Origin of the sequence: Alkalibacterium olivapovliticus (assembly GCF_003003275.1) — a bacterium.
GTDB classification, from domain to species: Bacteria; Bacillota; Bacilli; order Lactobacillales; family Carnobacteriaceae_A; genus Alkalibacterium; species Alkalibacterium olivapovliticum.
The window spans coordinates 111328-126283 of record NZ_PVTO01000001.1; the positions used below are offsets into that span (position 1 = coordinate 111328).

A 14956-nucleotide genomic window follows, 5' to 3' on the forward strand; every position below is an offset into this window, starting at 1 on the left:
AGAAGTAAAAAATGAAAGAGGATTGATAACGTGCCGATACAGTGGTATCCAGGTCATATGGCCAAAGCCAAAAGACAGTTTTTAGAAAAATTAAAATTAGTTGATGTCGTTTATGAATTAGTTGATGCACGCATCCCATATTCCAGTAAGAACCCGGACATTGAAAACATCATAGGGGACAAGCCCCACATCATTATTCTGATGAAAAGCGATCTGGCTGATCCCAGACGAACAGGAGAATGGGTAAGGTATTACGAAGAAAAGGGAATACCGGCAATTTCAATCAACGCGAAAGAAGGTCAGGGACTGAAGGAAGTCCTGAAACTGACCAAGGAAGTTCTCAAACCATTCTTTGACAAAAGAGAGAGTAAGGGAATGAAGCCTCGTGCGTTACGAGCAGTGTGCGTAGGCATACCGAATGTCGGGAAGTCCACACTGATCAACCGCTTTGCCCGGAAAAACATTGCTCAGACTGGAAACAGACCTGGTGTAACGAAAGCGCAGCAGTGGATAAAATATGGTAAAGAGCTTGAACTGCTGGACACTCCCGGTATACTATGGCCGAAGTTTGAAGATCAGGAAGTTGGAAGAAAGCTCGCTGTAACAGGTGCAATTAAAGATGCCTTACTGCATCTGGATGACATAGCCTTATATGCGATGGCTTACCTGAAGAAAGCCTATCCCCTTGCATTGACAGAACGTTACAATTTAGATGAAAGTCAGGAAAAGGAAGAAACCCTGCCTGAATTATTAATGTCCATCTCTCACAAAAGAGGATTTAAAGACGATTATGACCGGGCAGCTAAAACGGTGATCTACGAATTAAGAAATGGACAGTTAGGAAGAATTACATTTGAGAGACCAGAAGATATCGGAAAAGAAAACACAGACAGTTAAGCAAATCAGAGAAGTTTTAATGGCTGCTGATACTCTTGAAAGAAGTCTGTTGAAAGACCTGGAACAGGATCAGCGCGCCGGTGTACAGAGTGCGTTGAAAAGCTGGAAGCTTAAAAAAGCAAAACAGGCGAAGCTTCTGGAGCAATTTGATGTGATGCAGGCGTACGAGAAAAATGCACGTACAAAAGGCAAGGTTATGATAGCAGGCGTCGATGAAGTTGGTAGAGGACCATTAGCTGGTCCTGTTGTATCTGCAGCGGTTATTTTACCTGAAGATGCAGCATTAGTCGGCATTAACGATTCAAAACAGTTGAGCTTAAAGGACCGGGAGTATTGGGCCTCTAAGATTAAAGAACAGGCTATAGCTATCCGCTACTCGATTGTTTCAGCAGAAGACATCGATCGTCTGAACATTTATCAGGCGACGAGATTATCGATGAAGCAGTCTGTCATGAATTTGTCAGTTCAACCTGACCATGTCCTGATCGATGCCATGCACATTGATATTCCGTATTCACAGGAGAAAATCATTAAAGGGGATGCCAAGAGTATATCGATTGCAGCTGCATCGATTATAGCCAAGGTCATCAGAGACAATCTAATGAAAGAGTACGATGAACTCTATCCCGGGTACGGATTCAGTAAAAATGCGGGTTATGGAACAAAAGAACATTTAGAAGGATTAAAAAGACTGGGCCCGACGCCTATACACAGGAAATCATTCAGTCCAGTCAGTTCCTATTATATAAATTAACGATTTTTTTCATGAGTTTTTATCTATTTCGATAATGAGATAGATAAGAACTTTTTTATATTGGAGGAATTTTTAATGGAGTGGTCAGAAGAAGAAATAACCTTATTCACACTAGCGCATTACCCTTATTTAACCTATAAGGAAAAATGGACATTAGCGTGTGAACGTATTGTGACGCTGAGTGGTTTTAGTCAGAATTGTGTCGGAAAAGCGACCGTCAACAGAAAAAAACGGGCTTCTTTTTTGCGTTATGAAAAAAATATACCTATAATGCAACTAACCGAGCAGTATGAGAAACTGTCTATCCGGTATTTATCGATCCTGTCTCCGCTTTATCCTAGTCAGCTGAGGCATTCGTATGAACCTCCGCTGGTGCTGTTCTACAGTGGACAGCTATCTCTGTTGTCTTTGACTTTATTAGGCGTTGTCGGGGCCAGAGAATGCACGCCTTATGCGCAATTGGCACTTAATGTTCTGCTGCCCGATCTGGCAGATTCAGGCATTGGGATTGTCAGTGGCTTAGCCAAAGGTGTCGATGGCCTCGCTCACCAGTATGCAGTGTCAAGTGAGCAGCCGACGATTGCAGTAATCGGCACAGGACTGGACCGTGTCTATCCTACAATGCACAGTAGTCTCCAGCAGGAAATGACCGAAAGTCAGCTGGTTATTACGGAATATCCTCTTGGCACTCCACCTAAAAAACACCATTTTCCTGCGCGCAATCGAATTATAGCGGGGTTATCCAGAGGTGTATTAGTCATTGAAGCCAGGAAAAGAAGCGGAAGTCTGATCACTGCCCGTATGGCATTAGAGGAAGGAAGAGACGTGTTCGCAGTGCCTGGTTCAATAGTAAGTGAGTTGTCTGAAGGGTGTAATGATCTGATAAAAGCCGGTGCTATCCCCTGTTCATCAGGTAAGGATATATTGGACGAATGGAACTTCGAAATAGTGAACAAATGAACTTTAAATCTATTTCAAAGTTGACAAATCCATTTCATATGGCATATGATGGTAAACGATTCTTTGATTTAAAGGGTTTGTCCCAGAATTTCAGAGAAATACCTCGTAAAAGGAACGTAAAATAAGGGAGGAGCCTGCTACTTGGCTTTTAAATATCTAGTAATAGTAGAATCGCCTGCTAAGGCAAAAACAATTGAAAAATATCTTGGACGAAATTATAAAGTGGTGGCCAGTTTAGGTCATATTCGTGATCTGCCTAAAAGTCGTATGGGCGTGGATTTTGAAAACAATTACGAACCAGATTACATTACCATCCGTGGTAAAGGTCCAGTCATCAAAGAACTGAAGAAACATGCAAAAAAGGCTGAAAAAGTCTTTCTCGCAGCTGACCCGGACAGAGAAGGGGAAGCTATTGCATGGCATTTAAGTTTTCTGCTGGATTTGGACAACACAGAATTGAACCGTGTTGTATTCAATGAAATCACAAAAGATGCTGTAAAAAATGCATTGAAAAACCCCAGACGTTTAAATGAAGATTTAATAGATTCTCAACAGGCTAGACGAATCCTGGACCGCATCGTGGGTTATCAGATCAGTCCATTGTTATGGAAGAAAGTGAAACGTGGACTGAGTGCCGGACGTGTCCAATCTGTTGCTCTGAAAATGATTTGCGACAGAGAAAAAGAAATTAAAGACTTTAATCCCGAAGAATACTGGTCACTTGATGCTAATTTTCTTAAAAAACGCACTAAGTTCAAAGCAAGCTACTATGGCCTGAATGGTAAGAAAAGTGATTTGCCAAATGACGAAGCTGTTCAGAAGGTTCTGAAAAAGCTGGATCAAGATGGCGATTTTGATGTACGTAAAGTAGTCAAAAAAGAACGTAAACGAAATCCTCATCCTGCCTTTACAACGAGTAGCCTGCAACAGGAAGCTGCCGGTAAGATCAATTTCAGAACGCGTAAAACCATGATGACTGCTCAACAGTTGTATGAGGGAATCTCATTAGGTAGAGGAGGAGCGGTCGGTCTGATCACCTACATGCGTACCGACTCGACTCGTTTGTCAGATACCGCTAAAGCAGAAGCCAATGAGCTGATCATCAGCGAGTACGGCAAAGAGTACGCTGCGACTACTACTAAAGCTTTGAAAAATAAAAGTGGAGCTCAGGATGCACACGAGGCAATAAGACCGACCAGTGCTGCAAGAAAGCCCGATGATATTAAACAGTACCTAAGCAAAGATCAGTTTAAACTCTATCAGCTGATCTGGTCTCGCTTTATTGCCAGTCAGATGAAACCGGCTGTCTATGACACGATGCGTGTTGATATCGAACAGAATGAGGTCATGTTCAGAGCTAATGGATCCAAAGTGAAATTTAAAGGGTATCAGATGGTTTACTCTGAAGCTAAAAAAGAAAAAGATAATATGCTTCCTGATCTTGTGGAAGGGGATGTGATCAAGCTTGAATCACTGGAGCCAAGTCAGCATTTCACACAGCCACCAGCACGGTTCAGTGAAGCGACCTTGATCAAGTCTCTTGAAGAAAATGGAGTTGGGAGACCATCTACCTACGCACCGACGCTTGAAACAATTCAAAGACGGTACTATGTTACGCTTAAAAACAAACGATTTGAGCCCACCGAGCTAGGAGGAATTGTCAATGAAATCATTGGCGAGTTCTTCCCTAACATCGTGGATGTCAACTTTACTGCCAGCATGGAAAAAGATCTGGATGCTGTTGAAGAAGGCAAAAAAGAATGGGTCGAGCTGATCGATCAATTCTATCAACCGTTCAAAAAAGAAGTGACGATTGCTGAGAAAGAACTCGAAGAGGTTGAAATAGAAGATGAACCGGCAGGATTCGATTGTGAAAAATGTGGATCACCTATGGTCATTAAGATGGGCAGATATGGAAAATTCTTTGCCTGTTCTAATTTTCCGGATTGCCGTAACACCAAAGCAATCGTTAAAAAAATAGGCGTTACTTGTCCTTTATGTAAAAAAGGAGAAGTGGTTGAACGTAAATCCAAGAAAAATAGAATTTTTTACGGATGTGAACATTATCCGGAATGTGAATTCACTTCATGGGATAAACCCATTGGACGAGACTGTCCGAAGTGTGAACACTACCTGGTTGAAAAAATTACTAAGAAACAAAGTCAGGTCAAATGTTCAAATTGTGATTATGAAGAGGCCCTTCAGAAATAAACTAATACTATACTCAGTTTATATAGCTTTAAAAAGATCTCTCGTCCCTTTAAACATTGTGGGTGGGAGATTTTTTTTGAGCGATCTATGATATGAAACAAATCTGTCTCTGGCCCCATGTCCAAAGAGAATGATTGTGGTAGAATAGAGGATGGAAGGTGAGATTTGATGGATAATAAATGGATGCAGTTGTTTTCTGATTACTTGAACAATGAACGGCACTACTCGGCACACACCAATCAGGCGTATATGGATGATATAAAAGCATTTGAGGCTTTTTTAAGCGAAACAGGAGACGAAGACTTTCTCTCTGTCAATTTGTCGGATGCCCGTATTTATCTGAGCCATTTAACGGACAAAAAATACGCCAGAGCTTCAATCTCCCGCAAAATATCCAGTCTTCGGGCGTTTTATCAGTTTATGCTGAATAATGAAATCGTGTCGGATAACCCGTTTTCTTATCTTCATGTGAAAAAACGAGGGTCAAGACTGCCTACCTTTTTTTATGAAAAAGAAATGACGGCCTTGTTTGAAGCTGCAGATGGGGATAAACCGTTGGATTATCGTAATCAGTCAATACTTGAATTACTGTATGGCACTGGAATTCGTGTCAGTGAATGCCAGGGAATCCGAATCGATGATGTCGACTTTTCAATGGGCATGCTGTTTGTAAAAGGAAAAGGAAATAAAGAGCGGTATATTCCGTTTGGACACTATGCAAGTGAGGCTATGAAAGCTTACCTGACTGAGGGCCGGGCCGTGGTCATGACTAAATACACTAAAGAGCATGACTTTTTATTTATCAATCATCATGGGGACCAGATCACTCAAAACGGTATTCATTATGTACTGAATCAGCTCATCAAAAAGAGCAGTTTAACTAATAAAATTTCACCTCATATGCTAAGGCACACATTTGCCACTCATCTATTAAATAACGGAGCAGATATCAGGACCGTACAGGAACTGCTTGGACATAAAAGCCTGTCATCAACACAGGTCTACACGCATGTGACGACGGAGCATTTACAGAAAGATTATGATGCCTATCACCCAAGAGCTAGGGGATAAGATTATTTTATGACTAAACTGGAAAGAAAGAATGACTATTTCAAGCAAATCTTACAGAGTGCTAATAATTTGAACACACTGCTTTACATTGAGAGAAAAAGAGATTAAATTGGATAAGGAACAACTTATTTGTCGTCATCAATTAATTTATAATTCAATACGGAGGGTTCAATATGGTAGAATTTCATGCAACCACGATTCTAGCCATTCAGCACAACGGTGAATGTGCAATGGCAGGAGATGGACAGGTAACGATGGGTGAACAGATCGTTATGAAAGGGACAGCGCGTAAAGTCCGTAAAATATATAATAATGAAGTACTTGTCGGATTTGCGGGTAGTGTAGCAGATGCATTTACTCTTGAAGAAAAATTTGAGGGATACCTCAATCAGTATAATGGCAATCTAATGCGTGCTGCCGTGGAACTCGCTAAAGAATGGCGCACGGATAAAATGATGAAAAATCTGGAAGCCTTGCTGATCGTTATGAACAAGGAACAAATGCTGCTGATCTCTGGTAATGGAGAAGTGATTCAGCCGGATGATGGCATATTGGGGATCGGTTCAGGCGGAAATTTCGCATTATCTGCAGCCAGAGCGTTGAAGAAATACGGAAAAGACTTGTCAGCAGAAGTCATTGCGAAAGACAGTCTGACCATTGCCGCGGATATCTGCGTTTACACTAACCATAATATCGTTACTGAAAAATTGTAAGGAGAATGTATAGATGAGAGCTAGAAATGATTTAACACCAAGAGAAATAGTCACACGACTAGATGAATACATCGTCGGACAAAAGGATGCCAAAAAGGCTGTTGCGGTCGCACTAAGAAATCGCTACCGTCGATTAAAGCTGGATGACGACATGCAGAAGGAGATCACCCCTAAAAACATTCTTATGATTGGGGCTACTGGTATCGGGAAAACAGAAATCGCCAGACGTTTGGCAGCTATCGTGGATGCGCCGTTTCTTAAAGTAGAAGCGACGAAATTTACAGAAGTCGGCTATATTGGGCGGGATGTCGAATCAATGGTCAGAGACTTGACTGAGTCCTCTATTCAGATTGTTAGAGACGAGTACCGAAAAAACGTCAGAGGACGTGCTGAAAAGAGAGCAATTGACCGTGTTGCCAAAGCACTTGCTCCCGGAATCAAAAAAGAAAAAACCGGCTACGATAATAACCCATTAGCTGGCATGTTCAAGGGCATGGGAGTGGATCCCAACCAGTTTGCTCAAAATAATGAAGATGATGAAGAAGAAACAGTCACAACAGAAATCTCTTCAAAACGGGCAGAACTGAAAGAACAAATTGCTAAGGGCGTACTGGACAGTCGTGAAGTTGAAATCAAAGTCCAGGAAAAGAAAAAAACGACACCAAACCCAATGAGTGCGCCAATGGAATCTATGGGGATCGATTTATCTGAAACCTTAGGGCAACTGACTCCGACTAAGAAAGTTAAACGTAAAGTCACAGTTAAAGAAGCGGTTGAACTCTTTACTGAAGAAGAAGCTGATAAACTGATTAATCAGGAAGACATTAATGCGGATGCAGTCCATTTAACTGAAAACTCTGGGATCATCTTCATTGACGAAATCGATAAAATCACTTCTAAGGGTGGACAAAATAGCGGGCAAGTCTCACGTGAAGGTGTCCAGAGAGACATTTTACCCATTGTTGAAGGATCGAGTGTCCGTACGAAATATGGGACAGTGAACACTGATCATATCCTCTTTATCGGATCTGGGGCATTCCATTTGTCTAAGCCCAGCGATCTGATTCCTGAGCTTCAGGGGCGTTTCCCGATTCGTGTGGAACTGCAGGACTTGACGAAAGACGACTTTGTGAAAATTCTGACTGAGCCGCAAAATGCGCTGATTAAACAGTACCGTGCACTTCTGGATACAGAAAATATCGAAGTGATTTTTACAATGGAAGCTATTGAGAAAATTGCCGAGATTGCATTCGACGTGAATGAATCCACCGATAATATCGGAGCCAGACGTCTGCACACGATACTTGAGCGACTGCTGGAAGATCTTCTGTTCGAATCACCTGACATGAGTATGGGCGAAGTGAAAATCACTCAAAAATATGTCGAAGACAAAATCGGACACATTGTTGAAGATAAAGACTTAAGTCGCTATATCTTATAAAAGTAAGCAAATAAAAAACAGCCTCCTTAACCAGTCAGATCATCGACTGGTTAAGGAGGCTGTTCTCAAGCTGTTAGCTGTTTTTGGAACTATTTCGTCCAAATGGCACTCTGTTTTCTTCACCATTTCTGATCCGTTCAATATTTGAACGGTGCCGAACCACAACGATAATCATTGCCACCCAGACAATCAGTGCGAACACCCAGTCGCCGATAAACAATGACGCGACTGCGGCTACAAGCAGTGTGATGATACTGGCTAAACTGACCATGCTAGACAGGTATAATATGGCTGACCATAGAATGATCAGGATACCCACAAATAATGGCTGAGCCCCTAATGCGATCCCTGCACTGGTCGCTACGGCTTTTCCCCCTTTAAAATAGGCAAATACTGGAAAGACATGACCGATGACTGCAAATATACCAACGACCATAGGATGTATGGCCAATCCTAACCAGACGGGCAGCAATGCCGCAATCGTTCCTTTGGCAATATCCAGGATTAAGACGATTGTCCCCGCCTTTTTACCCAGCACTCTAAATGTGTTGGTTGTTCCCGTATTGCCGCTTCCGTGTTCTCTGATATCTGTTTGAAAGAAAAGTTTACCTATCCACACACCGGATGGAATTGAGCCTAAAAGATAAGCTGCGCCTATCATGAGTATTTCAATCACTTGGGTTCCTCCTTAAATCATGCGCTGCACTATTGATTATTTTACCATGTTTAACAAATAATCAACACCATTTTTAAAATCAGAGAGTGTTATTTTGATAAAAGCGAAGTGAAAATCAGAACAAATGTTTTTTACCAAAAAATTGATAGTTATGGTAATATTAATAATGCTTGTACTTTATCTTTATAGAGTGCATTGAGTCAGGTAGAGCGTACGCTTTAACAAACAGCAACTGAATGTGAAGAAGGAGACTGAAATTAATGGCAATGAATAAATACGATGATAATTCAATTCAGGTACTGGAGGGACTGGATGCCGTACGTAAGCGTCCTGGGATGTATATTGGGTCGACAGACTCCAGAGGTCTGCATCATTTAGTCTATGAAATTGTTGATAACTCAGTAGATGAGATGCTTGCAGGATATGGATCGAAAATAGACGTGATCATTCACAAAGACAACAGCATATCAGTTAAAGATGACGGAAGAGGAATGCCCACTGGAATGCACCAATCCGGCGTTCCATCTATTCAAGTTATCTTTACAGTTCTGCATGCCGGAGGGAAATTTGGTCAGGACGGCGGATATAAAACATCAGGTGGGCTTCACGGAGTAGGCGCTTCAGTGGTCAATGCCTTATCTGAGTGGCTGACTGTTACAGTTAGGCGTGATGGCGTTGAATATACCCAGAAATTTAAAAACGGCGGAAAACCATCCGGCAAATTGACTAAAGCAAAATCACCGAAAAAAGAGACAGGTACAACCGTCCATTTTAAACCGGACGCTAAAATCTTCTCATCTTTGGAGTACTCTTTCAGCTTACTCAGTGAACGCTTAAGAGAATCAGCCTTTTTACTTAAAGGCACGACAATCACTGTTAAAGATGAACGAAAAGAAGCGAGTGAGTCTTTTCATTATGAAGAAGGAATCAAGGAATTTGTACATTATTTAAATGAAGAAAAAGACACATTGACCCCTATAGCCTATTTCGAAGGAGAATATAAAGGGATAGAAGTAGAATGTGCTTTCCAGTATAACGACGGCTATTCTGAGAATGTTTTGAGTTTCGTCAATAATGTGCGGACTAAAGACGGTGGTACACATGAAATAGGGGCTAAGTCAGCCTTTACTAAAACCTTTAATGACTATGCAAGACGCGTGGGTTTGATCAAAGAGAAAGATAAAAATCTTGAAGGCTCAGATGTCAGAGAAGGAATTGCTATTATTTTATCGGTCAGAATCCCTGAAAACTTGCTTCAGTTCGAAGGCCAGACTAAAAGCAAGCTGGGCACTTCAGAAGCCCGTACAGCCTGTGATTCGATTATCTCAGAGCAGTTCAACTTTTATCTAGCCGAAAATGGCGAAATGAGCCAGAAAATCGTGCGTAAAGCCGTAAAGGCAAGAGAAGCTAGGGAAGCTGCCCGAAAAGCCAAGGAAGACTCCAGAAATGGCAAAAAGCGCAAGCGGAAAGAGACGCTGCTGTCAGGCAAGTTGACGCCTGCTCAGAGTAAAGATGCCAGTAAAAATGAGTTATATCTGGTGGAGGGGGATTCTGCCGGTGGTTCTGCTAAACAGGGACGAGACAGAAAATTCCAGGCGATCCTTCCGTTGAGAGGGAAAGTCATCAATACTGAAAAAGCCAATATGCAGGATATTTTAAAAAATGAAGAAATCAGTACCATGATTTATACAATCGGGGCCGGTGTTGGTCCTGAGTTCGATCTGAAAGACTGTAACTATGACAAAGTCGTCATCATGACCGATGCGGATACAGATGGAGCCCATATTCAAGTACTGCTTCTGACGTTCTTTTACCGGTACATGAGACCACTGATCGAAGCGGGTAAAATTTATCTGGCTCTGCCGCCTTTATATAAAGTGTCTAAAGGAAAAGGAAAGAAAGAAGTCATTGAATATGCCTGGACGGATGAAGAACTCGAAAAACTACTCAAGACATTTGGAAAGAATTACATGATACAGCGCTACAAGGGTCTGGGAGAGATGAACGCGGACCAGTTGTGGGAAACCACGATGGATCCAGCCACACGGACCTTAATTCGCGTTACAATCGATGATCTGGCACAGGCAGAGCGAAGAGTCTCTGTACTGATGGGAAATAAAGTGGATCCGCGCAGAAAATGGATCGAAGAAAATGTCGAGTTCTCGTTAGAAGAAGGCGGAAGCATTCTTGAAACAAACGAAGTCATGGATGAACTCGAAAATCCAATTCAATAGCGGGAAAGGGCTGAAAAATTCGTATGGCAAATGAACGAGCAGAAATACAGGAACTGACTTTAGAAGAAGTAATGGGTGACCGTTTCGGACGGTACTCTAAATATATTATTCAGGAACGTGCCCTCCCTGACATCAGAGATGGGCTTAAACCAGTTCAGCGTCGTATTCTTTACGCGATGTTTTCTGAGGGTAATACAAATGATAAGGGGTTCAGAAAATCAGCTAAAACAGTGGGGAATGTAATTGGTAATTTCCACCCTCATGGTGACAGCAGTGTATATGAAGCAATGGTTAGAATGAGCCAGGACTGGAAAATGAAAACACCGCTGGTTGACATGCACGGAAATAACGGGAGTATGGATGGCGATCCGCCCGCGGCTATGCGGTATACTGAAGCACGCCTATCAAAAATAGCGGAAGAACTTCTGAAAGATATTGATAAAGAGACCGTTGATCTCGTGCTGAATTTTGATGATACCACCAACGAACCGACCGTTCTGCCTGCCCGTTTTCCGAATTTACTGGTTAACGGCGCTACAGGTATCTCAGCAGGATATGCAACAGATATCCCACCGCACAATTTGAAAGAAGTCATTGACGCTGCTATTTACCTGGTATCGCATCCAAATGCATCGATCGATAAACTGATGGAGTTTGTAAAAGGCCCGGATTTTCCAACGGGCGGAATTATTCAAGGGATCAAAGGACTGAAATCAGCTTACAAAACAGGTAAAGGAAAGATTGTTGTCCGCAGTAAAACTGAAATCGAAACGATGCGTGGAGGGAAGGAACAGATTGTCATTACTGAAGTTCCTTATGAAGTGAATAAAGCAACGCTGGTCCGTAAAATGGACGAGATCCGATTGAACAAAAAAATAGAAGGAATCGCTGATGTCAGAGACGAATCTGACCGGACAGGGCTAAGAATTGTCATTGAGTTGAAAAAAGATACGCCTGCAAATGGAATACTGATGTATATGCTAAAAAACACAGACTTGCAGGTATCGTACAATCTTAATATGATTGCAATCAACGAGAGACGTCCTCAACAACTCGGGATCAGAGAGATTCTGACTGCTTACTTAAAACACAAGCGGGAGATCGTTGAAAAGAGAACCCGTTTCCTGCTTCAAAAGGATCAGACACGCTCTCACATTGTAGAAGGTCTGATTAAGGCTATTTCTATTTTGGATGAAGTCATCAAGACCATTAGAGAAAGTGACAATAAAAGTAATGCAAAAGACAATCTGGTTAAAGCCTTCGACTTTACCGTGATGCAGGCAGAAGCAATTGTCAGTCTGCAGTTGTACCGCCTGACGAATACAGATATCACTCAACTGCAGAAAGAGGCAGATGAACTGACTAAACGGATGAAGGGGTATAATCTGATACTGAGTGACGAGAAAACGTTGAATAATGTTATAAAAACAGAGTTAAAAGAGATCAGAACACAGTATGCTCAAGACCGTCAAACAGTTATTGAAGATGAAATAGAAGAAATAAAAATCGAAAAAGAAGTACTGGTTGCAGAAGAAGATGTTGTCGTATCAGTTACCAAACACGGTTATTTCAAGCGGACGAGTTTGCGTTCATACAGTGCGTCGAACCCTGAAGAAGTCGGACTGAAAGAAGGGGATTATTCTCTCTTCACTGAAAAGATGTCAACATTAGAGCAACTTGTTCTGTTCACATCAAAAGGGAACGTCATCAACCGCCCTGTGCACGAAATTCCAGAGATCAAATGGAAAGACTTGGGACAGCATATATCCCAAAGCATCAATCTGGAACAAAACGAAACGATTATTGCGGTCTTTGGCCTGAAAGAATTCAGTGATCAGCAGCGTTTTGTCTTTATGACTAGAGAAGGGTATATTAAGCAGACGCTTGCCTCTGAATACGAACCGAAGAGAACCTACCGTTCACGATCAGCTACTGCCATCAAGTTGAAATCAGCAACAGATGAGTGTCTATCAGTATATCTGATAGACGATGATAGTCAACTGGATGTCTTCCTGGTGACACACTTGGGATTTGGTCTGCGCTACAACTTAACTGAAGTATCGTTAGTGGGCTCGACCGCTAGTGGCGTAAAATCCATCAATCTCAAAAAAGACGATTACGTCGTCAACGGCATTATCTTTAATCCTCAGGAAGGAAACAAGAGTGCGATGCTTGTGACGCATAGAGGATCAGTCAAAAAAATGAACATGAGAGAGTTTGATCTTATTTCAAGAGCTAAAAGAGGATTACTTGTCTTGAGAGAACTGAAAAATAAACCACACCGAGTTGCACTGGTTATTGGCGTTGAAGATAAACACGATGAACTGACGATCCTCACCAGCAAAAATAAAACACAGACTATTTTGCCTAAAGAGTATGCATTCAGTGATCGTTATAGCAATGGATCATTTATCTTAGATGAAGATTCTGACGGAATTCCGGTCGATTCTTACAAATCAAACGTCGTATTGATTGAAGAAGAACCAAAAGAAAATTAAGGTTAATGAACAGCAAGCAACAAAATCTTAAAAATTAAAAGTGAAAAAACAGGGACTATTTTGTAGGTTAATACAAAGTGGTCCCTGTTTTTTTCTATATTCTTCTAAAATTAGTTATGAGGCAATTTTCTTCCTGCTATAATTTCTCCTAAGTGTTTTAGTAGGTATTTATAGCTTGATATCGACAAAAGCAGGTGATTTATGTCGAACCCACAAGGTATGAGAGATTCGAGATAGACAAAAGAGCGGACATATGTCGAACTCGATGATGAAAAACTAAACGAGATCGACAAAAGAAGGTGTTTTATGTCGAACCCGCAAGGTATGAGAGATTCGAGATAGACAAAAGAGCGGACATATGTCGAACTCGATGAAGAAAAACTAAATGAGATCGACAAAAGAAGGTGTTTTATGTCGAACCCACAAGGTATGAGAGTTTCGAGATAGACAAAAGAGCGGACATATGTCGAACTCGATGAAGAAAAACTAAATGAGATCGACAAAAGAAGGTGTTTTATGTCGAACCCACAAGGTATGAGAGTTTCGAGATAGACAAAAGAGCGGACCTATGTCGAACTCGATGAAGAGAAACAGGGGGATTTCGACTAAAGAGTAGACATCTTTAGAACCCGGCTAAGAGAAGCCCTATAATAAGTGAGGGTAAAAGAGCGACAATAAAAAGTGCATTCCCACTACCTTTCCTTATTATAGGAATAGGTGGGAGGAACACTATATATCTTAGTTCTCCCTTTTATGGAGAAATTTTGTCTGAAACGAGATACAGACTAGGATTCAGCTAATAATTTCAATCTGTTTAAATCTTTATCTTCTCCGAGAACAATCAAGGTCTGACCGGGAGTGAGGTGGTGATCTTAGTCGGATTAAAGAGGATATCGTCACTATCCATTTCTTTGATAGCAATAATAATCAGATCTGTCTGCTCAGGGATATTCGCATCCATCAGCGTTTTATGACTGAGTCTGGAGCCTTGCTTTATGACGACTTCATTCAGATTCAAATCTATTTTACCTGAGTGTGTAATGGTATCCAGAAAATCAATCACATTTGGCTTGAGCAGCATGGAAGCCATTCGGTGGCCTCCAATCTCATTTGGAGAGACTGTTTTATCTGCTCCTGCCCGTATCAGTTTTTCATGAGAATCATGAGTGATTGCTCGGGCCACGATTTGTAGATTTGGGTTGAGCTGTCTTGCTGAGAGTACCACATATAGATTATTCGCATCATTATTCAAAGAGGCTACCAAGCCTTTAGCCCGAGATATACCGGCTTTCTCAAGCGTTTCGTCTGAGGTGGCATCTCCCTGAAACGCAATGACAGAGCTGTATTCTTTCACTTGTTCGATTTTGTCTTGTTCGAATTCAATCACGACAAAATCGACCTGTTCTTTTTCCAGTGATTGAATGATATGCTGCCCGGTTTCACCGGCTCCGCACACTATAATATAATCTTTCATTTCACTAATATGATCTTTCATTCGTTG

11 protein-coding genes are annotated in these 14956 nt (G+C 41.5%); 9 read left to right on the forward strand and 2 right to left on the reverse strand.

Annotated features, from left to right (window positions below):
- The first annotated feature begins 30 nt into the window (after positions 1-30).
- The 7 genes from ylqF to hslU all read left to right on the forward strand — a co-directional run bounded on the left by ylqF (position 31) and on the right by hslU (position 8047).
- Entirely contained in the window at positions 31-897 is an 867-nt protein-coding gene (gene ylqF, locus CLV38_RS00565) for a ribosome biogenesis GTPase YlqF (protein ID WP_106190117.1), read from the forward strand.
- A gap of 19 nt (positions 898-916) precedes the next feature.
- Complete coding sequence (locus tag CLV38_RS00570) at positions 917-1651, forward strand: ribonuclease HII (RefSeq protein ID WP_106190353.1); 735 nt, start codon at positions 917-919, stop codon at positions 1649-1651.
- Between the two features lie 75 nt (positions 1652-1726).
- Positions 1727-2611 carry a DNA-processing protein DprA gene (gene dprA, locus CLV38_RS00575; protein ID WP_106190120.1) on the forward strand — a complete coding sequence of 295 codons (885 nt, stop codon included), beginning with the start codon at positions 1727-1729 and terminating at the stop codon, positions 2609-2611.
- Positions 2612-2752: 141 nt separating this feature from the next.
- Entirely contained in the window at positions 2753-4822 is a 2070-nt protein-coding gene (gene topA, locus CLV38_RS00580; protein WP_106190123.1) for a type I DNA topoisomerase, read from the forward strand.
- 165 nt (positions 4823-4987) lie between these two features.
- The gene (xerC, locus tag CLV38_RS00585; protein WP_106190126.1) at positions 4988-5893 is read left to right on the forward strand and encodes a tyrosine recombinase XerC; all 906 of its coding nucleotides are present in this window, start codon (positions 4988-4990) and stop codon (positions 5891-5893) included.
- Positions 5894-6066: 173 nt separating this feature from the next.
- Positions 6067-6606 carry an ATP-dependent protease subunit HslV gene (gene hslV / locus CLV38_RS00590; protein ID WP_106190128.1) on the forward strand — a complete coding sequence of 180 codons (540 nt, stop codon included), beginning with the start codon at positions 6067-6069 and terminating at the stop codon, positions 6604-6606.
- A gap of 13 nt (positions 6607-6619) precedes the next feature.
- Entirely contained in the window at positions 6620-8047 is a 1428-nt protein-coding gene (gene hslU / locus CLV38_RS00595) for an ATP-dependent protease ATPase subunit HslU (protein WP_106190131.1), read from the forward strand.
- Positions 8048-8120: 73 nt separating this feature from the next.
- On the opposite strand, the gene plsY is transcribed toward hslU, so the two are convergent.
- Complete coding sequence (gene plsY, locus CLV38_RS00600) at positions 8121-8723, reverse strand: glycerol-3-phosphate 1-O-acyltransferase PlsY (protein ID WP_106190134.1); 603 nt, start codon at positions 8721-8723, stop codon at positions 8121-8123.
- 260 nt (positions 8724-8983) lie between these two features.
- Here plsY and parE point away from each other — a divergent pair, with 260 nt between their 5' ends.
- Together parE and parC are read left to right on the forward strand one after the other, a co-directional pair.
- Positions 8984-10957 carry a DNA topoisomerase IV subunit B gene (parE, locus tag CLV38_RS00605; protein ID WP_281260027.1) on the forward strand — a complete coding sequence of 658 codons (1974 nt, stop codon included), beginning with the start codon at positions 8984-8986 and terminating at the stop codon, positions 10955-10957.
- A gap of 23 nt (positions 10958-10980) precedes the next feature.
- Positions 10981-13455 carry a DNA topoisomerase IV subunit A gene (gene parC, locus CLV38_RS00610; protein ID WP_106190136.1) on the forward strand — a complete coding sequence of 825 codons (2475 nt, stop codon included), beginning with the start codon at positions 10981-10983 and terminating at the stop codon, positions 13453-13455.
- An 841-nt stretch (positions 13456-14296) separates the two neighbouring features.
- Here the strand turns inward: parC and CLV38_RS00615 are convergent.
- On the reverse strand, positions 14297-14950 hold the full coding sequence (locus CLV38_RS00615) for a potassium channel family protein (protein ID WP_106190139.1): 654 nt from the start codon (positions 14948-14950) through the stop codon (positions 14297-14299).
- Positions 14951-14956 lie beyond the last annotated feature (6 nt).

What these genes read in the sequence shown, in the direction of transcription:
- CLV38_RS00570 (WP_106190353.1), top strand. Translation starts at nt 917, where the DNA reads ATGGCTGCTGATACTCTTGAAAGAAGTCTGTTGAAAGACCTGGAACAG.
- dprA (WP_106190120.1), top strand. Translation starts at nt 1,727, where the DNA reads ATGGAGTGGTCAGAAGAAGAAATAACCTTATTCACACTAGCGCATTAC.
- hslV (WP_106190128.1), top strand. Translation starts at nt 6,067, where the DNA reads ATGGTAGAATTTCATGCAACCACGATTCTAGCCATTCAGCACAACGGT.
- hslU (WP_106190131.1), top strand. Translation starts at nt 6,620, where the DNA reads ATGAGAGCTAGAAATGATTTAACACCAAGAGAAATAGTCACACGACTA.
- parE (WP_281260027.1), top strand. Translation starts at nt 8,984, where the DNA reads ATGGCAATGAATAAATACGATGATAATTCAATTCAGGTACTGGAGGGA.
- parC (WP_106190136.1), top strand. Translation starts at nt 10,981, where the DNA reads ATGGCAAATGAACGAGCAGAAATACAGGAACTGACTTTAGAAGAAGTA.
- CLV38_RS00615 (WP_106190139.1), bottom strand. Translation starts at nt 14,950, where the DNA reads ATGAAAGATCATATTAGTGAAATGAAAGATTATATTATAGTGTGCGGA.